The sequence below is a fragment of the Staphylococcus gallinarum genome, assembly GCF_000875895.1.
Taxonomy (GTDB): domain Bacteria; phylum Bacillota; class Bacilli; order Staphylococcales; family Staphylococcaceae; genus Staphylococcus; species Staphylococcus gallinarum.
Genome location: NZ_JXCF01000010.1, coordinates 123769 through 142038, shown reverse-complemented (window position 1 = coordinate 142038; position 18270 = coordinate 123769). Strand labels below are relative to the sequence as shown.

17 protein-coding genes are annotated in these 18270 nt (G+C 32.0%); 7 read left to right on the top strand and 10 right to left on the bottom strand.

Going from position 1 to position 18270, the window contains the following annotated elements:
• Window positions 1-74 precede the first annotated feature (74 nt).
• On the bottom strand, window positions 75-1019 hold the full coding sequence (corA, locus tag SH09_RS09045; RefSeq protein ID WP_042739331.1) for a magnesium/cobalt transporter CorA: 945 nt from the start codon (window positions 1017-1019) through the stop codon (window positions 75-77).
• A gap of 125 nt (window positions 1020-1144) precedes the next feature.
• On the opposite strand from corA, the gene SH09_RS09040 reads away from it, so the two are divergent.
• Both SH09_RS09040 and SH09_RS09035 read left to right on the top strand, forming a co-directional pair.
• Window positions 1145-1612: a thioesterase family protein gene (locus tag SH09_RS09040; protein WP_042739330.1), complete on the top strand. Its 468-nt coding sequence runs from the start codon at window positions 1145-1147 to the stop codon at window positions 1610-1612.
• A 12-nt stretch (window positions 1613-1624) separates the two neighbouring features.
• Window positions 1625-2038, top strand: a complete 414-nt coding sequence (locus SH09_RS09035) for a hypothetical protein (protein WP_042739329.1) — start codon at window positions 1625-1627, stop codon at window positions 2036-2038.
• A 194-nt stretch (window positions 2039-2232) separates the two neighbouring features.
• Here SH09_RS09035 and SH09_RS09030 read toward each other — a convergent pair whose 3' ends face one another.
• On the bottom strand, window positions 2233-3132 hold the full coding sequence (locus tag SH09_RS09030) for an alpha/beta hydrolase fold domain-containing protein (RefSeq protein WP_042739328.1): 900 nt from the start codon (window positions 3130-3132) through the stop codon (window positions 2233-2235).
• Window positions 3133-3408: 276 nt separating this feature from the next.
• Between SH09_RS09030 and SH09_RS09025 the strand changes: the two genes are divergently transcribed.
• Window positions 3409-4044: a membrane protein gene (locus tag SH09_RS09025; RefSeq protein WP_042739327.1), complete on the top strand. Its 636-nt coding sequence runs from the start codon at window positions 3409-3411 to the stop codon at window positions 4042-4044.
• 119 nt (window positions 4045-4163) lie between these two features.
• On the opposite strand, the gene SH09_RS09020 is transcribed toward SH09_RS09025, so the two are convergent.
• The gene (locus tag SH09_RS09020) at window positions 4164-6056 is read right to left on the bottom strand and encodes a DHA2 family efflux MFS transporter permease subunit (protein ID WP_042739326.1); all 1893 of its coding nucleotides are present in this window, start codon (window positions 6054-6056) and stop codon (window positions 4164-4166) included.
• 13 nt (window positions 6057-6069) lie between these two features.
• On the bottom strand, window positions 6070-6717 hold the full coding sequence (locus tag SH09_RS09015) for an HlyD family secretion protein (protein ID WP_042739325.1): 648 nt from the start codon (window positions 6715-6717) through the stop codon (window positions 6070-6072).
• Between the two features lie 130 nt (window positions 6718-6847).
• On the opposite strand from SH09_RS09015, the gene SH09_RS09010 reads away from it, so the two are divergent.
• Entirely contained in the window at window positions 6848-7396 is a 549-nt protein-coding gene (locus SH09_RS09010; protein ID WP_042739324.1) for a TetR/AcrR family transcriptional regulator, read from the top strand.
• 189 nt (window positions 7397-7585) lie between these two features.
• Here SH09_RS09010 and SH09_RS09005 read toward each other — a convergent pair whose 3' ends face one another.
• The 3 genes from SH09_RS09005 to SH09_RS08995 all read right to left on the bottom strand — a co-directional run bounded on the left by SH09_RS09005 (window position 7586) and on the right by SH09_RS08995 (window position 11250).
• Complete coding sequence (locus tag SH09_RS09005) at window positions 7586-8797, bottom strand: multidrug effflux MFS transporter (RefSeq protein WP_042739323.1); 1212 nt, start codon at window positions 8795-8797, stop codon at window positions 7586-7588.
• Between the two features lie 292 nt (window positions 8798-9089).
• On the bottom strand, window positions 9090-10481 hold the full coding sequence (locus tag SH09_RS09000; protein ID WP_042739322.1) for a TcaA NTF2-like domain-containing protein: 1392 nt from the start codon (window positions 10479-10481) through the stop codon (window positions 9090-9092).
• A 304-nt stretch (window positions 10482-10785) separates the two neighbouring features.
• Window positions 10786-11250, bottom strand: a complete 465-nt coding sequence (locus SH09_RS08995) for a MarR family winged helix-turn-helix transcriptional regulator (RefSeq protein ID WP_042739321.1) — start codon at window positions 11248-11250, stop codon at window positions 10786-10788.
• A 380-nt stretch (window positions 11251-11630) separates the two neighbouring features.
• Between SH09_RS08995 and SH09_RS08990 the strand changes: the two genes are divergently transcribed.
• Window positions 11631-12425 (top strand): YdcF family protein, encoded by a 795-nt coding sequence (locus SH09_RS08990; RefSeq protein ID WP_235307490.1) that lies wholly within the window; start codon window positions 11631-11633, stop codon window positions 12423-12425.
• 91 nt (window positions 12426-12516) lie between these two features.
• Here SH09_RS08990 and SH09_RS08985 read toward each other — a convergent pair whose 3' ends face one another.
• Complete coding sequence (locus SH09_RS08985) at window positions 12517-13185, bottom strand: ABC transporter ATP-binding protein (protein ID WP_042739320.1); 669 nt, start codon at window positions 13183-13185, stop codon at window positions 12517-12519.
• Window positions 13185-14237, bottom strand: coding sequence for an ABC transporter permease (locus SH09_RS08980; RefSeq protein WP_042739319.1), 1053 nt, complete (start codon window positions 14235-14237; stop codon window positions 13185-13187). Before SH09_RS08980 ends, SH09_RS08985 begins: the two co-directional genes overlap by 1 nt.
• A 150-nt stretch (window positions 14238-14387) precedes the next feature.
• Between SH09_RS08980 and SH09_RS08975 the strand changes: the two genes are divergently transcribed.
• The gene (locus tag SH09_RS08975) at window positions 14388-15062 is read left to right on the top strand and encodes a response regulator transcription factor (protein WP_042739318.1); all 675 of its coding nucleotides are present in this window, start codon (window positions 14388-14390) and stop codon (window positions 15060-15062) included.
• Window positions 15055-16440 (top strand): sensor histidine kinase, encoded by a 1386-nt coding sequence (locus SH09_RS08970; protein WP_042739317.1) that lies wholly within the window; start codon window positions 15055-15057, stop codon window positions 16438-16440. Before SH09_RS08975 ends, SH09_RS08970 begins: the two co-directional genes overlap by 8 nt.
• A gap of 307 nt (window positions 16441-16747) precedes the next feature.
• On the opposite strand, the gene mqo is transcribed toward SH09_RS08970, so the two are convergent.
• Window positions 16748-18226 (bottom strand): malate dehydrogenase (quinone), encoded by a 1479-nt coding sequence (mqo, locus tag SH09_RS08965; protein ID WP_042739316.1) that lies wholly within the window; start codon window positions 18224-18226, stop codon window positions 16748-16750.
• Between the last annotated feature and the right edge of the window lie 44 nt (window positions 18227-18270).

Sequence of the window (18270 nt, the reverse complement as noted above, 5' to 3'; positions counted from 1 at the left end):
TTTTACTCCTACTCTTAATCCTTATTGTCAGTTATCTATTCATCGGAAACACAGTTCCGTTATTGATTTCCCAGTTAAAACCATTTCTTCCTTTTAAAATATATAATACAAGCAATACTGATAAATAACATCAAGCATAGAACCATGTAGTAACCATAATGCCATTTTAATTCAGGCATATTCGTAAAGTTCATCCCATATATACCAGTTACTAAAGTTAAGGGTAAAAATATTACCGACACCAAGGTCAACACTTGCATCACACTGTTCATCTTGTAAGAAGTGTAGGATGAATAATTATCTCTAATTTCATTAGTCATCTCTTGCGCTATCTTCAATATGTTAACTTGTTTAATTAAATGATCATCTATATGTTGAATATACATATGATTTTCATTATCTACAAGTAAAATGTGGCTCTCCTTTAAATCATCGACAAGCTCTCTCATTGGATAAATAATACGCTTTATTTGAATGATTTGAGATCTAATCTTATAAACCTTATCCATGACTGTTTTATTTGTACTTTCATCAACTTGATGGTCTTCAAATGCATAAACCTTATCTTCTATTTCAGTTATTGGTTTAAAGTAACTATCGACCATCTTGTCTAAAATATGTAATACTAAATCCGATGTATCTAAATCTGGTTGAAAATGTTCAGTTATTAACTGTTCAACATCAGACAAAATAGCAAAGGGTTTATGATGATACGTAATGAGCATATTATCTTTAATGAATAAGTTAAGTGCTTTAATCGTATTATCATGTGTCACACTATGAAACACGATATATTGGTATGTGTCATAAGCTTTGTACTTCGCACGCGGTGTCCCATTAACTGTATCATCTATTTCTAGTTTATTAAAGTTAAAATAAGACTGTAGGATTTCATTGTCTGCCGCAGTAGGTTCAGTAAAATCACACCAAATTAATGTAGCATCTTTGGGTATCGTTTCAATTTGATCGACTTGTTGTAACCTTTGTTTAGCAGTTTGATATTTAATCGTCATACTCATATCGTCACACCTCAAAGTATTTTCTTTATTTTATCATGAAATACAATACGTGTAAGTTAATAATAAATTTAGTAAACTAAAAGTAATTATTTTGTAGTATTAAGAATCTTCAAGGAGTTTTTAGAATGAACATACCATTTACTTATAATGCTAAAGTAACTGAGGATATGATTGACCATAACGGGCACGTACATGATGCAAATTATAATATTGTATTTAGTGAAGCAATTAATCAATTTAACTATCAACATGGATTATCACTAGAGGAACGTGAGCAACTCAACTACACGTTGTTTACAGTTGAAGAACATACGTCATATTTGGCAGAATTAAAATATCCTAGTACGTTTACGATAACTATCTATCTTTATAATTTCGATGCTAAAAGACTACATTTCTTTTCAATTATGACAAACGCTGATGGGACAACTGTAGCAACAAATGAAGCAATGATGCTAGGAATCGATAGACAAACCAATCGTACAGCGCCTTTCCCAATGCAATTCACAACTCAAATAACAGATGTTTACAATCAACAACCCAACATGAAATGGCCAAAGCAATTAGGTCACCGCATCAACATTCCAAACTAAGGAGTTCAATATATGACACAATCTATGCATGAAAAAGTACAAATGCAACTTTATGATTTACTTGATACAACTAAATATGAATTGAGCGAACTGAATCAAAATAAAGCACTGGTCATCAATGGACCAGACAGTAAATTAATTCAACGCGGTTTCGATATTGCATACTACCAAGGACAAAAGAAAGCGCTCGACGCCATTGATACACTGCTCAATACTTATAGTGATACTGATACATTTTTAGCGCATTATGAAACTTATGCAACCAATTATTCAACTGAGTATCAAGATTTACTATCAAAGTTCGACAGACTTAGCGAACCTACTGATGACTTTGAACACTTTATTGCTCAATATTATCAACTTAAGGGTCAAATACATGTCATCCATACTATTAGAACAACGATTCATAATGATAAGGAAGTCTAATTTCATCAATTAATTTATAATAATTAAAAAGGCAGGCAGACATATATCATGTCATTGCCTGTCTTTTTGTTTGATTATTGATAATCTTTTTTAATCAGATTTTGAAATTACTTCGTTTTCATAAATTAGGATAATAAATTGTGTGATCTTGTTTTCATCTATAGTTAATCAGTAAGGTTTACTTATCACATATATTATTGATTTATTGTATTCACAATTTGCTTTACAACTTTATGTGACTCTCTAATTGGTAATAATGGGAAGGCATTAACCATTCGTTTATATTCATAAAAATGAATAGGTCGTTGGTTGTCTTCCAGTAAATGCGCCAATTTAGTCATATCAGGTAAATATATTTCTCTCGTGCCGCCAAACATATATATCGGTGGTAAGTGTTCAAGTGACCCATTCAATGGAGATACACGTTGGTTATCTAATGGCGTCTGCTCAGACCATTCACTTAAAATACGTTGCACACCTTGCTTGTTTACAATGACATCTTTACGCTCAAGTTCCTCAGTGATGTCCTCATTACTAAATGTCGCATCTAATAATGGAGAAAAGAGATATATTTTGTTAGGCAGCGGTTGACCTTCAGCTACTAGCTGTTGTACAAAACCTAATGCCAATGCCCCACCTGTACCATCACCCATCAAGACAATATCCTCATTGCTACATTCTGTTAACAATTGGTCATAAACTTGTTGTATGGCCTTATATGTGTCATCAATGTGATATTCCGGCGCTTTGGGGTAGATAGGTAATACCACTTCATTAAGCGTACTTAAAGCAAGCTTATCCATGAAACGCCAGTGAAATGCAGAAGGTTGCAACACATTATACCCACCGTGAATATAAAGTATTTTTTTCTGGTGACTATGACGAAATCTAAATCTAAATAGTTGCATATCCCCTAATTGCTGTTTATCTAAATCAGATTTTACATTCAATGTTTCTGGTTGCTTATGCTTCTTTTGATTTTGCTGTTCTCTATTTTTCAAAAAGCGCTCGAAATCCGTATCATTTTCAAAAATGATTGAGCGAAACGGTAATAAATATTTATTTATGAATTTCGTTGTTAATCTAGATTTCATGTTTAATCCATCCAATCTCAGTTTATTACGCAAACCCATGAAAAATTTCATATTATTTGGAATATCAAATAAATGTTATGGTAAAATTAATTCAATGACATTTAATTTCAGCCATCGCATAGTGTGAATAAGCAATTAATATTATATCTAAACGATTTTATATTTTAAGTATACTATCCCAAATTTTAAAATATATCAATTACTTCACATTATAACAAAACTATCATTAAAATCACAAAATAGTACCATTGCAACTATTTAGAAAGGAGTACACTCATGGCAGAAACCAACCGTCAATTCGAAGATTTTGAACATACATTAACAAGCGAACCTATGTACAGAGGCACACGTCGTAGCCGAAAGAAGAAATCGTGGATTAATATCGTGATTCAAGTTATCGTGCTAATATTAGTAGCAATTACAGGCTACAGTATGTTTAAAGAGCCCATATTAAATTTAACTTTCGTTAACGAGCCGATCACATTCCATCAAATAACGAACTTACAAAACACAATGAATCACATGGGTAACTTAAATATCAATATTGAAAATATCGATAATCTCCAATCACACATTGATAGCTTAATACTCGTATTTTATGTATTTTTTAGTGCATGTATTTTGAGCTTAATCTTAACGATCTTTACATTGATATTTAACCGTACTGCATTAAAAATGTTGAATTTATTTATTTTAGCAATCATGTTTGTCATCACATTTGGTTTCTCATTTTTAATTGAGAACATTGCCAAAAGTATTTCCGACTCAATGAGCCAACACTACATTAACCTTAGCCCAGAACAAATATTAACTGAGGCAGTTGCTATTCATAACGCATTCATCTTATTAACATGTAGTATCGCATTATTAATTATTAGCCTATTCTTCAGAAATAGACAAACTAAATTTTAATATAATAAAAAAACAGGAAGTATTCATTATGAAAATGCAAAACTCAATGTTCACACTTAGCGCGTGAAAACATTTGAGAAATGCTATTCAAATAATGAGTCTTCCTGTTTTTTTAATACTTATTCTTCATTTGACATATAATGAGATTTACCTTTTAAGAATAAACTCAAGACAAATGCTAACGCACTTAATCCTGTTGCGATTAAGAAGGCACTGTTAACACCATTAATAGAGGCTAATTTTTGAACAAATTCTAACACACTTTGTGTTGCCATTTGTTCTCCACCTAATGCTTGTGACATTTCTTGTAGTCTATCTTTAATAAATGGATTTGTTTTATCTAATGCTTGACTGTATGAAGCGATATGTTGTGTTGTCTGAGTAGACATTACCGTTACTAACAATGCTGTTCCAATTGAACCTGCTAATTGTCTTAACGTATTTGTTAACGCGTTACCATGTGCGATTAAACGCTGTGGTAATGAGTTCATACCTGCTGTCATAATTGGCATCATGATAAAACTCATACCAAATGAACGAACAATATAAATTAACATTAAATGACCATAAGTCGTATTCATGTTTAATTTTGTTAACTCCCATGTAGCATAGGTCATAATTGCTGTACCTACTAATGCTAACGGTTTAATACCAATTGTATCAAGTAATCTACCGGCGATAGGTCCCATAACACCCATAATTAATGCACCTGGTAGTAATAATAAACCTGATTGTACTGGCGTAAATCCTCTTAAGTTTTGTAAATATAATGGCAATAGGATCATACCACCAAATAAACTCATCGTAACAATCATATTGATTACTGTAGTAAGCGTGAAGCCTGAATATTTTAATACTGCCATATCAAGCATTGGCACACGCATAGTTACTTCTCGAATTACAAATGCTGCAATAAATACAACACCTGCGATTAATGAAATAACAACTACTGGTGAACTCCATGAATCATTACCTGCTTCACTGAAGCCGTATAACAATGCACCAAAACCAATCGTACTAAATATAATACCTGGTATATCAGCTTTTGGATTTGTAGTAACTTGGTACACTCTAAACCAAATATATGCGATTGCAAGTGATACCAAACCAATAATAAACATACCATAGAACATTACGTTCCAGTGATAGTTTTCAACGATATAACCTGATAATGTAGGACCAATTGCTGGTGCTAATATCATCGCTATACCTAACATACCCATTGCTGCCCCACGTCTTTCTGGTGGGAAGATTGTCATAAATACATTAGTACCAAGTGGCATTAAGACACCAGCACCAATTGCTTGTAAGACACGTCCGATCATCATCATTGTAAACGAACCTGATAGTCCACAAACTAGAGAACCTATTGTAAATAATGTCATAGAAACTAAGAATAATTTTCTATAAGAATATTTATTAAATAAAAACGCACTGATTGGTATTAAAATACCATTCACTAACATAAACCCTGTCATTAGCCACTGACCAGTATTCGCAGAAATATTAAAATCTGTATTGATTTTTGGTAATGCAACGTTTAACAGTGTTTGGTTTAAGATCGCAATAAACATACCAAATATCATTGCGATTAATACTTTACCTTGAGATGTCCCTTTACCGAACATAAATGAACTATGTTTTTGTTTTAACTGTTCATTTACTTGGGCTTCTTCTGAATTAGGGTTAATTTGCTCATGGTCTGAATCTGTTGTTGTTTGTCTGTTATCTTCAGTCGATGCTATAGATTGAGCTGGATTTGCTTCAACCTTATCTTGATCATCTTCTACATCTTGTTTATAAGATGATGCTACATTTGATTCTTTAGAATCATGGTCGTCATTCACTTTAAATTTAGATTGATAACTTTCATTTGAAGCATGCTTACTATGCTTAGTTTGTTCCAATTGTCGTTTTGACTTTCTTTTGCTGTTTTTTACAACAACTAAATTAATCAAAGCAACAAGAATGAGCGCTATGACTACGTAAATAATAATGAAGGCCATTGTCATTTATAGACCCCCCTTAGTTTTTATGAATTTTGACTTCAGCGTTCATTCCTGGAACAACATTTTTAGATGGTTTTGAATCAAGTGAAATTTTCACAGGTACTACTTGAGAAACTTTTGTATAGTTACCATCACTATTTGATGAAGGCATTAATGAGAAGCTAGAAGCTGTTGCTTTACCGACTTCTTCAACTTTACCTTTAAGTTTCGCATCTTCACCGTCAAGTTTTACATCAACATCTTTACCTTCTTCAACATCTGCAATATCTTTTTCATCAACATTGGCAGTAATGTAAGAATCATCTAAATTATAAGCATATGCTATTGGAGAACCTGCTTGAACCATAGAACCTTCCATAGCATCCGTTTTTACGATTGTACCGTTTTGAGGCATTTTAATAGACATTGTTTGAGCTTGTCCATCATCACCTTTAACTGCGATTTTAGCGACTTTGTCACCTTTATCTACTTTTTCGTCGTTTTTCACGTCGAAAGATTTAATTTCACCAGAAGCTGGGGCAGAAACTTTAATTTGTTCGCCATCAACTTTGGCATTATCTGTACTTACATAACTTGTAGCTTGATTATAAAAATGGAAACCTACTACTCCTAAAATTACAAGAACTACAATGGTAATGACATTGATTAATACCATTTTCTTCATTACTCTTTCCTCCTATTTGCTTTTAAAATTCACTTTATATATTATAGAGACATGAAAATCAAAAAAACACCAACAGTTATTTTAAATGTGTTGGGTAGGTCATTTTTTGTTCTTTTTAGAGGGAGGAAACATGAAACGAAACGCAAAATATAAAATAATAAAAAATATGATTATCCTCTTAGAAGAGCAACCATTTGAAAATATAACCATCAAGATGATTTGTGCATATAGTGGCATTAATCGAACAACCTTTTATGATTATTTCCAAGATAAATATGATTTAATGTCAACCATTCAAACATATCATTTAGACAAATACACTAAATTATTAAACGCATTCTACGATAGCTTTAAAGATGTTGAAATTGACCACTATAAATTATATAAATTCTTCAAAGTTATTTTAACTTACATTCAGAGACACTATGGTTTCTTTCATGCCATATTAGTCACTCATCCTAATCGAGATTTATTTTCAGATTATGTCCACGAAACAAAGGAAACCTATACAAAGTTACTGGATAATTACACAAATGTTTTAAATAAAAAGCAATTTGTTATCTATGCAGTAGGTGGACAAATCGGACTTATTTATTATTGGATTAGAGAGGATTGTAAAGAATCACCCGACGAACTTGCACAAATCCTGTTGGCTAATGCCATTAAACTAAGGCGATAATCATAAACAAACATCGTGTGACTAAAGAGGTTGTATAAATTACAGCAACTCAAATTTAAACTCATAAGATGTGATAATATGCTTCTATATAATTAGTTTATATAGGAGCGTATTGAATGGTTTATAAGTACAAAACAACACAAAAGAACCGAGTACTGTATCTGAATACAATGCTCGGTTTCTTAATTATTATTGCGGTTGCTTTGCTTTAAATACAAAATAATTCAAAATTTGTAAAATAATCAATAATATACCAGATATGATAATTATACTGACATATGGAATGAAGTTTGCTTCTCCAAATAAACCTACTAATGGCGTGACAATACCACCTAATAATGATTGCACTAAACCTAATAGACTAGAAGCACTACCATTACCGCCTGTACGTTCCTCCATTGCAATTGAAAATCCTAAAGTAGCCACACCGGTAACAGGTGCAACAAGAATAATAAATCCTATAAATAATAACCAGATACTCAAATGCATTGATAGTGTAATGGATACCCATGCCACACCTATCAGTTGTACTATAGTCAATATTCTCAGTAGTACTAAACGTTCAATATAATCTACTAATTTTCCTGTAGCCTGGCTAGAAATAATTAAACTAATTCCAACACAAGCAAACATAATACTAAATTGTTGGGCTGATAATCCATAAATCTTTTGTGTTAGGAATGGCGAAGCTGATATGTAACTAAATAGCATAATAAAGGTCACGCCTTGAATCAACATAGGTAAGACGAAACGCGGAGTAACAAGTAAGTCTTTAAAGTTCTTAAAAATACTTAATAAATGCGGGCTGTCTCTACGGTCTATTGGTAATGATTCAGTTACTTTAAATACAGTGCCCGCCAACATAGATATACCAAATAGTGTAAGGATGACAAACACCATTCTCCAAGAGGCAAATGATAGGATCACCCCACCTAATGCAGGGGCAATGACTGGTGCGACACCGTTAACTAGCATGAGTAATGCTAAGAATTTAGTAAGTTGTTTTCCACTATACAAATCACTAGAGATTGCTCGTGAAATGACTGCCGCTGCTCCTCCACAAAATCCTTGAACAAATCGTAAACTGACCATTATCCAAATATTATCAATAAAGATAATACCAATACTGGCTAATGTAAAAAGTAGCATTGCTATCATTAATGGTAGTTTTCTACCAATAGCATCGGAAATCGGTCCAACAAATAAATTCCCTAAAGCTAAACCTATCATAAAGAATGAAAGTGTCAGCTGTGCATTTGAAGTTGTCGTATTAAAGTCTGACTGAATTTGAGGCAAACCTGGTAAGAACATATCAATAGATAATGCACCAATGGCTGTTAAAGCACCAAGTATGATAATAAACAATAAAGATTGCTTTTGAGTTTCTTGTGTTTTATCCATTTAAACGCTCCTATAAATAAATTTAGGCTGCCAATGTTTCTACAGCCTATTTGAAGTATATTATTTTGTCGTACTGTTGTAGTTCAAATTTCCGTTCAACAGTTAATTGCTATTAATTATATCTTTAGCGCATGACTTTTTAAATACCTTACTACAATATATTCAAAAAAGTTTTCATTTCAGTTGATTGTATATAATTATTCACTTTGTTCTATACTTGTAATATAAAAAATAGTAGCGAAGTCATCTATTGTTATAGACAACTTCACCACTATTCTGAGTATGTTTTCAACTATGATTCACTATAATTTACTACCTTTAAATCATCAGCATCTTTACTACCTTCTAATTCGTAGTTAACATTACCATATTCACCATTCGCCTTGAAGGTTTGACCCGTCACATAAAATGTTTTTCCAACACGTACGATATCTGTAATCTGAGGTTGTTGAATATATAAAGCATTTTGAGATGCTATATCTTTTTTAGTTTCTTTATAGTTTGCTGAATTCTTCTTTAAGTAATCTGATATTACGCTGAAATCATTTTGACTACTTGCACTGTTGAGTGCAGTTGTATATTTACCGAAAAAATTAACAACCTTATTTCTAAAACTGTTTTCTTCTTTCTCTTTTTTCTTTACATATTTATCAATTTCATCTTCATCAAAATTCAATGAAACATGGGTATTATCACGAAGATTATCTGTTTTTACAGTTGTTGCAGATGACTTAAATGTTTTCTTTTTAGCTTGTCCCTCTGCAGAAATCGTAACTTCTTGTGTTTTTGGATATGGACCATATGATTTATCCTTTTTGTATTTATAGGTCTTATCATTTATTTTGACTTTAACTGTATTTTTATCAATGTTACTAGCTCCGTTCAATTCTACTTGAATATATGCTTCATTAAAGTCTTCAGTAACGTCAATTGTTTCATTATTACTATTGTTAAAGTTAAATTTCAACTGACCACTGAATTGTCCATTTTCCATTTCCTTTTTAGCATCAAGTTCATAATCACCTGGAATAAACTTACCTAAGGAAGTGGTCTTATTCTTATCAGCTACTACTGTTTTTTGTTTATCTTGTGATTTAAATTTATATGTAGTATCGTATTTCGGCTTAACAATTGCCTCTTTCGTTGGTGCAGTAAAGCTCATATTGTCGAACAAGAAATAGCGGCGTCCATTTTTACTAATTCGCAATACCTTCTCACCATTTTTAGCTGTTACGAAGCCCGCTTCTTTCGTCGAACTCTTATTAAGCTTAGTAATCTTGTTATTGACGTCTTTAACAAATTGCTTCATACCGACTTCTTTTTTAATATATTTTATATATGCTGTTGCTTCATTTTCATCAACACTATTATTTTGTGAACTTAATAACGTAGAAAGCTTTTGCGTATCATTATTTTCAATTGCATTGATTAATATTTCAGATTGAGCCTCAGGAGAGTTAAAATTCCTAACCAAAAAGAAAATAATAATAAGTAAAACAATGATAAAAAATGCAATTCCAAAGGGTATAATTTTACGTATTTTCAAATTAGATGTAGAATTACTTTCTTTAGTTGCTCTCGTCATTTCGTTATCATTCGCTCGCCCTTTAATTCGATGGCCACAATGACGACATTTTCTTTGTCCATCTCGCATATTTCCCCCACACTCAGGACATTTTTGCATTTTATCACCTCTGTAATCCTGAATTTTTTACACTATCTCGTTATTTTAACATAACACAACGTGAAACTATATCATTCTATAGATTGTTAGTAATTTGTAATGTAATTGCTAAAAAGCAATTTCTATAGATATCCTTTTTTATTATAAATTTAATCGGTAAAAATTGATATACGTATTTAGTCTTAAAGAAGTGATCAATTGACATAATAAAACGATTGTCACTTTATAAATAAGCGTCAATCGTCACTTAAACTTCAATTGCTACAAAATATATCATAAGTAAACTAAATTAGATTTGTCGTCACTAAAAGTTATTCTCAATATTAACTTGCTTTATTCTATGATCAATTATTTCTAAAACATAACGTGCTTGTTCTATTTGTTCATCTGACAGATCACTGGAAAGATTGCCTACAATATCACTAATGACTTGCTTACTTTCAATGTTAAATTGCTTTCCCAATTCCGTAAGCTTGATATATTTCATTCTTTGATCCATACTTTCTTCTGATTTATCCCATTGTACTAATCCAGCATTGATGAGTTTCTTTATTCTGCGACTTACTGCAGCTTTATTTACACCTTGTCTCTCAGTTATTTCAGTCAAAGACAGTGCCTTCTCATGTTCTAACATTCTAATGACATATGCCTGTTCTTTAGAGACATGATATTCTTCACGTATTTTAACAGATAGATTTGCTAATAACGTATTTATATCATTTAAAAATTCTTTCATAAATTCAATATGGTTATTTATATCTTTTACCATGTTTCGTCACCTCTATATCCCCTGTTATTACCTTATTCTAATTTATTCAAATATACATTTATATAACTAATATTGTAAACCTTTTCATAAGAATCGTTAATTTCTACAAATTTTCCATACATTCAGTCTAAAATAATAATTACATTTGCTAATTTAAGCGGTATAACTTACATTAAATATACAATTGTAATACGAGGTGACACATGAACATACTCCCTATATTATTATCCTTTATGATTATTGTCATATGCATTGGCATGACTTTTAATATTAATCTATTCGTTCGTCTTAATTTTTTTATTACCCAGGTAATATTAGGATTTATCGTTATAATAATTAACATTGGCGCTCATACATACCCCATTGCTTTATTAATAGCTATGGCAATCGGTATAGCGACACTTTGCTATAGACACAATAATTTAAGATATATTGCTGCAGGTCGCTTATTTTTACAGCGTCTTGGAAAAATCATTTATAAAGTTGGTTTATTTGCTGCTGCTTGTGCATATATCTCTTTAATACCCATTGCGTTTAATGCTATCTTTTATTGGCTAGCTGCTATTGCCTTTAGTACTATTTATGCATTTTTATGTTACGCCGTATGTACATCAAGTTTCTCAAGAGTATCGGTTAACAAAGAAATTGATATAATACTTATATTGGGAGCTGGTATTTTCACAGAACGTGTTACACCAATGTTAGGAGAACGACTCAATAAAGCGCTCGATATTTTTAATGAACATCCAACAGCAACAATAATTGTCAGTGGTGGCCAAGGTCCAGACGAGCCAATATCCGAAGCCTTAGCAATGAGTAGATATCTAGTTGATCATGGTGTACCTAAATCTCAAATCATTATGGAAGACCGATCTACGAGTACCTTTGAAAATATTCAGTACACAACTGCACTATTAAACAACATACAAGATAGGTCAAAGTCTATCATTTGCATCACGAGCCAATTCCATATATTACGTGCACTGAGATTTGGACAAAAATTCCACTTAAAACTCTCTGGTGCAGGTAGTCATACACCCTATCACTTCTTAGAAATCGCCTTAGTCAGAGACTTTTTAGCGTTAATGTATCAATATAAATTCATTTTAACAATCTATTTTGCTTCATTATTCTTTATTTGCATCATGGCTTTATGGCATATTCCAACTTGGTAAAAAAATGAGGTTGAGACATCGTTATTACATTAGAATAACGATGTCTCAACCTCTTACTTATTTCACAATAACGCAAACACTCTATTTTTGATTAATTTGAAATCACTTTGCCTTCATCTAATTCGATTAACTGATCAGCATATGAAAATAAGCGTCGATCATGTGTAATCATTATTCCAATTAACCCTTGCGTCTTAACTTCATTAGCGATCATTTCAACTACTTCTGTTGCACGTTTTGCATCTAAACTAGCAGTTGGTTCATCAGCTAGAATTAACTTCGGTTGATTCATAAACGCTCTCATAATTGCAACCCTTTGTTTCTCTCCACCCGATAACATATTAGGATAAGCGTCTAACCGATGTTGCAAACCAATACGTGTTAATAGTTGTCGTGCTCTATCCTTCGCTTCTCGTTTAGACATTCCCGCTTCTATCCCTACAGTGACTAATTGATCTATCACTGTTAAATAAGGTATCAAATGTGAAGATTGAAAGATAAATCCTATATCATGTAAACGCATGCTACTCGCCTTCTTCAAATCATTATACATTGCATGGTCATTGTATATAATTTCACCAGCACTTTGCGTTAATAATCCACCTAATATATTTAGTAACGTTGTCTTTCCCGAACCTGAAGAACCATTTAATATAATAAATTGTCCATTTTTTGCAGTAAAATTAACTCCCTTTAAAACGCGCGTTTCTGATGATCCATTACCAAATGATTTATGAACTTCTTTAACTATTAAACTCACTATTCTCTTCCCCCTATAGCTTCTATTGGATCCACGTTAAATAATTTAATTAAAGATAATAATGCACCTATCACAGCAACTACAATAAATACCGAAAATACTAATAATAAATTTAATAATGTAATATGAAATGGCATCGTCACTGGCATTATGGTAGATAATAGTAAAATAATCCCAATCGCAACAATAGTGCTAACCATTGTCGTTCCAATAATCTGTACTAATAATGCATTGATGAGGTGACGTGTGCTTATACCAATCGCTTTTAATATACCTATCTCAGCGGTCTTTTGTATTGTCATTACATAGAAGAAAGCTGTAAGTACAATTGCTGAAATAACAAATAAACTGATTACCATCATATTTAATGGTGACTGTTCTGCCTGATAACTAGGTATCGCATTTTTAACATCTGCCTTATCATTAATAGCTATACCAGATATTTTTTTCAATGCTTGTTGATCTTTTTTAGATATATTTATTAATGGATAAACCGTACTCGCCTTTGTATTTAATTTGTTGAACCCTTGATTTGAAATCACTACAACTGAGCTGTGTGCGTACATCGTATCGTTTATCTCACCGGTAACTTTTAACTTTGTGCCTGATTTCAATTGCACTTGATCACCAATAGTCAGACCTTGTGCCTTTAGTTTTTCATTAATTGCTATCTCATTATTTTTCGTTGGATAACTACCTTTAATTAATTGAGGTTTGTCTTGTTCTAACAAATTAATCATCGTAACTGTCTCTTCATTATCATTTAATTTCAATGTTTGTGAGGCAAGTTGTAATGGTTGTTGATTAATGATTTGTTCAATCTCTTGTTGTTTGTGGTGTTGAATATTGGATTGTTCTAATTGTGGTTTTTTATTGTCCTCCATCACAAATTTTTGTGCTTTCATATTATCCAATAGTGACACATTCTCTCTAGCTAAACCTTGAGCAAGTCCGCTGATAAATAACACCATTGTTGCAAGTAACAAAATGATAAACATAATTAAAATATAACGAAATCTATAATATTTCATTTCTTTCCATGCAAGTTTCATATTGAAAATTCACTCCCTATTCGTTGTTATATTAATAAAGTTACAACGCTTATATGAACTCAATATGAACTGATGTGCATATTTGGAAATTTGTTTAGTAGTTATAGTTATGTTTATAATTACAATAAACTAATGGAGGAGACGTAAAAGATGCCCACTTGTTTAATCGTTGATGATGATACACAAATCTTAGATTATGTAGCTAAACATGTTAAGAATGAAAGTATAGATACAGCAATCCATGTAAATGCTGAATCTGCCCTAAAATATTTAGAGCATAATCAAGTCGATATTGCTATTGTTGATATTATGATGGATGGCATGAATGGATTTGAATTATGCCAGCATTTAAAGGAAGATTATCAATTACCGGTAATCATGCTCACTGCACGTGATGCCTTGAGTGATAAAGAACAAGCTTATTTAACCGGAACTGACGATTATGTTACGAAACCCTTTGAAGTTAAGGAATTAATCTTTAGAATTAAAGCGGTACTTAAGCGTTATAATATCAATGCTCAAAATGAATTAACTTTTGGCAATTTAACTTTAAATCAAGCATATTTAGAAATTACAGCAAATTCAAAAACCATGTATTTGCCTAATAAAGAATTTCAATTATTATTCCTGTTGGTTTCTCACCCTAAACAGGTATTTCATAGGGATGACTTAATTGAACGAATATGGGGTTTTGACTATGCGGGTGATGAAAGAACGGTGGATGTCCATATTAAAAGACTCAGAAAACGTTTAGAGAAACTTCAAACATCCGTAAAAATTCAAACTGTTCGCGGTTTAGGTTATAAGGTGACAGATTATGTTTAGATCACTGTACATTAGAATTGCAATTTATACGATTGTCGTCATGCTATTAAGTGCTATTATCAGTTTTTTCATAACAAATATTATTTATCATAATACGCTTAAAGCGAATAACGATGCTAAAATTATGCGCACACTTAAAGATGCAAAAAGTTTTCAACAAGATGCCAATATGAGTAACTTGAAACCTTACTTTAAGCACCTAGGAGAAATGAATTATCAAATTATGACCGTTTCGTCTTCAGGTGAGAAGCATTTTTATGGAGAAAGATTTCGTACAGATAATGTTTCTACACAAGCAATTAAGGATGTTTTAGACGGTAAGGCATATCATGGAATTAAACATCTTCCATATAATCCAATTGTGACAGGATTTTTTGATAACACGACTAAAAATACTGTCGGAGTACAATTCAAATCGCATAAACAACATTTAGCGGTCTTTATGAGACCTGATATTGGTAAAACGTTTGGTGAATTCAGAATATTTTTAGCTATATTAATTAGTTTGTTACTATTTATATCAATTATTCTCACCATCACATCTACTTATTCCATTATAAAACCTGTACAACAACTCAAAAGAGCAACTGAATATTTGATGAATGGCGATTTCAGTAAACCGATTCGAATTACTAGGCATGATGAATTAGGAACACTACAATATCGTTTTGAAACTATGCGTCAGTCACTTAAGCAACTCGACGATATGAGACAGTACTTTGTGCAAAATGTCTCCCATGAGATTAAGACCCCCCTCACACATATCCATCATTTATTGGATCAATTAAAGTATAGTAAAGACCATGAAACTGCTAATCACTATATTGATGAAATTCATCAAATTACAACACGTTTAAGCGACCTAACAAAAGCACTACTATTATTATCAGAGTTGGATAATGCTGAGCACTTAACCTTTACAGACACCATTCAGTTAAAGGATTTATTACAAAATATTATTCGTCATGAGCAATTTTCCGCAAATCAAAAGGAATTAATGATTATGACAGAATTAGCAACAGTTGCATTGATTGGAAATGAACGTTTGTTACATCAAGCATTTCAAAATATCATTACTAACGCGATTAAATATTCCCATCAACATGGCGTAATAGAAATTAATTTAACATCAACTCAAGATGAGATTATTTGTTCTATTACAGATGAAGGCGAAGGCATGTCACTAGAAACACAAGAAAGGCTATTCGAACGTTTCTTTAAAGTACGTAGTAATGATAATAGTAATGGGCTAGGCATGGCAATAACTAAAGCGATTATTGAATTGCATGATGGCACAATTAAGGTAGACAGCAAGCCACAAATTGGCACTAGTTTTACCATCTCATTACCTCGTAATAACACAAGGCATACAGATTAAATTAATTATGTTATACAAACTTACAAATTTTCTTATTTTGAGCGTATTCCTATAAATATTTAAGTTAGGTCAAATATTTATAGAAGAAACTACTTAACAAGCCTTAATTGTTGTAGATTAAATCTGATATGTTGCCACCTTACCTAAAGATAGCGAGTTAGTAAAACATAATATTGTAAACGAAAAAAACCAGTAAATGAATATCTCATTTACTGGTTTTTTCTAGGATTTATCTCCCAAACTCATATACTTATCAGCTATACAAGTGCCATCAGTTGTTATTAACACTGTGACAAACTCATAGTTATTAATCAATTTTTAAATTCTGCTTAATTTCTTCATTAACTTGTCGATATAAGGCTTCATTTTCTGATAATCTTTGTCCAAATGAAGGTATAATTTCTTTAATTTTACCTTCCCAATTTGAAAATTCATCCTTATAACAGCGTTTCAATAAATCTAACATTATATCTACAGCAGTAGACGCACCTGGCGATGCACCTAATAATGCTGATAGTGATCCATCTTCTGATGTGATTACTTCAGTACCAAATTGTAAAGTACCCTTACCAGATTCTGTATCCTTAATCACTTGAACACGTTGTCCAGCAACAACTACTTCCCAATCTTCACTTTTGGCATTTGGTACAAACGTTCTTAAATCTTCCATACGTTCTTCATTTGATAACGTTAATTGCGAAATTAAATATTTCGTTAAATTAATTTCTTTCACACCCGCAGATAACATTGTAATAATATTATTTGGTTTAACAGACTTAATTAAATCCATATTAGAACCCGTCTTTAAGAATTTAGGTGAGAAACCAGCAAACGGGCCAAATAATAGTGTTCTCTTGCCATCAATATAACGTGTATCTAAATGTGGCACTGACATCGGTGGCGCACCAACAGAAGCTTTACCATAAACCTTCGCTAAGTGTTTCTTAGTAATCGCTTCATCTCTACAAACTAAGAATAAGCCACTTACAGGGAAGCCGCCGACATGTTTAGATTCTTTTATACCTGTTTTTTGTAATAATGGTAGACTTGCTCCACCTGCACCTATAAAGACAAAGTCACTTTCATATATTTTAACTTCATTTGAAGTTAAGTCTTTCACTTTAACTTCCCATACACCATCTTTACGTTGCTTTAAATCTTCAACTTGATGTTTATAATTTAATTCAACTTGTTTATCAGCTAAATTATCGAATAATTTTTTAGTCAACGCACTGAAGTTTACATCTGTACCTGTTTTATCATATGTAATTGCCATAGGAACATGTGACGTACGACCTTCCATGATAAGTGGTGTCCATTCAGCAATTTTTTCTTTATTATCTGTAATTTCCATATTGCTAAACAACACATTTTTATTTAATTGTTTAACACGTCTTTTTAAGAAATCAACATTCTTAACACCTTGTACAAAACTCATATGTGGTACCGGTTTGATAAATGATTCTGGATGATCAAGTTGACCCTTTTTAACGAGATGGCTCCAAAATTGTTTTGAAATTTGGAATTGCTCATTTATTTTTATCGCTTTTTCAATATCTATAGATCCATCTTTGTTTTCTTTTGTATAGTTCAATTCGCATAACGCAGAATGACCCGTGCCCGCATTATTCCATGCATTTGTGCTTTCTTCTGCTGGTGTAGACAATCTTTCAAACATCTTAATTTCTTTTTCAGGTGCTAGTTCTTTTAATAAAGTTCCTAATGTTGCACTCATAATTCCGCCACCAATTAAGATGACATCTGTTTTGCTATGTATTGTACTCATAACAAACACAGTCCCCCTTTTATATATGATTATAGAACGTTATC

Excerpts from the sequence above, each read along its gene's own strand:
- SH09_RS08975 (WP_042739318.1), top strand. The coding sequence starts at position 14,388 with ATGCCCACTTGTTTAATCGTTGATGATGATACACAAATCTTAGATTAT.
- SH09_RS09040 (WP_042739330.1), top strand. The coding sequence starts at position 1,145 with ATGAACATACCATTTACTTATAATGCTAAAGTAACTGAGGATATGATT.
- SH09_RS08995 (WP_042739321.1), bottom strand. The coding sequence starts at position 11,250 with ATGGTAAAAGATATAAATAACCATATTGAATTTATGAAAGAATTTTTA.
- SH09_RS09030 (WP_042739328.1), bottom strand. The coding sequence starts at position 3,132 with ATGAAATCTAGATTAACAACGAAATTCATAAATAAATATTTATTACCG.
- mqo (WP_042739316.1), bottom strand. The coding sequence starts at position 18,226 with ATGAGTACAATACATAGCAAAACAGATGTCATCTTAATTGGTGGCGGA.
- SH09_RS09015 (WP_042739325.1), bottom strand. The coding sequence starts at position 6,717 with ATGAAGAAAATGGTATTAATCAATGTCATTACCATTGTAGTTCTTGTA.
- SH09_RS08990 (WP_235307490.1), top strand. The coding sequence starts at position 11,631 with ATGGCAATCGGTATAGCGACACTTTGCTATAGACACAATAATTTAAGA.
- SH09_RS09005 (WP_042739323.1), bottom strand. The coding sequence starts at position 8,797 with ATGGATAAAACACAAGAAACTCAAAAGCAATCTTTATTGTTTATTATC.
- SH09_RS09025 (WP_042739327.1), top strand. The coding sequence starts at position 3,409 with ATGGCAGAAACCAACCGTCAATTCGAAGATTTTGAACATACATTAACA.
- corA (WP_042739331.1), bottom strand. The coding sequence starts at position 1,019 with ATGAGTATGACGATTAAATATCAAACTGCTAAACAAAGGTTACAACAA.
- SH09_RS08970 (WP_042739317.1), top strand. The coding sequence starts at position 15,055 with ATGTTTAGATCACTGTACATTAGAATTGCAATTTATACGATTGTCGTC.
- SH09_RS09010 (WP_042739324.1), top strand. The coding sequence starts at position 6,848 with ATGAAACGAAACGCAAAATATAAAATAATAAAAAATATGATTATCCTC.
- SH09_RS08980 (WP_042739319.1), bottom strand. The coding sequence starts at position 14,237 with ATGAAACTTGCATGGAAAGAAATGAAATATTATAGATTTCGTTATATT.
- SH09_RS09000 (WP_042739322.1), bottom strand. The coding sequence starts at position 10,481 with ATGCAAAAATGTCCTGAGTGTGGGGGAAATATGCGAGATGGACAAAGA.
- SH09_RS09020 (WP_042739326.1), bottom strand. The coding sequence starts at position 6,056 with ATGACAATGGCCTTCATTATTATTTACGTAGTCATAGCGCTCATTCTT.
- SH09_RS09035 (WP_042739329.1), top strand. The coding sequence starts at position 1,625 with ATGACACAATCTATGCATGAAAAAGTACAAATGCAACTTTATGATTTA.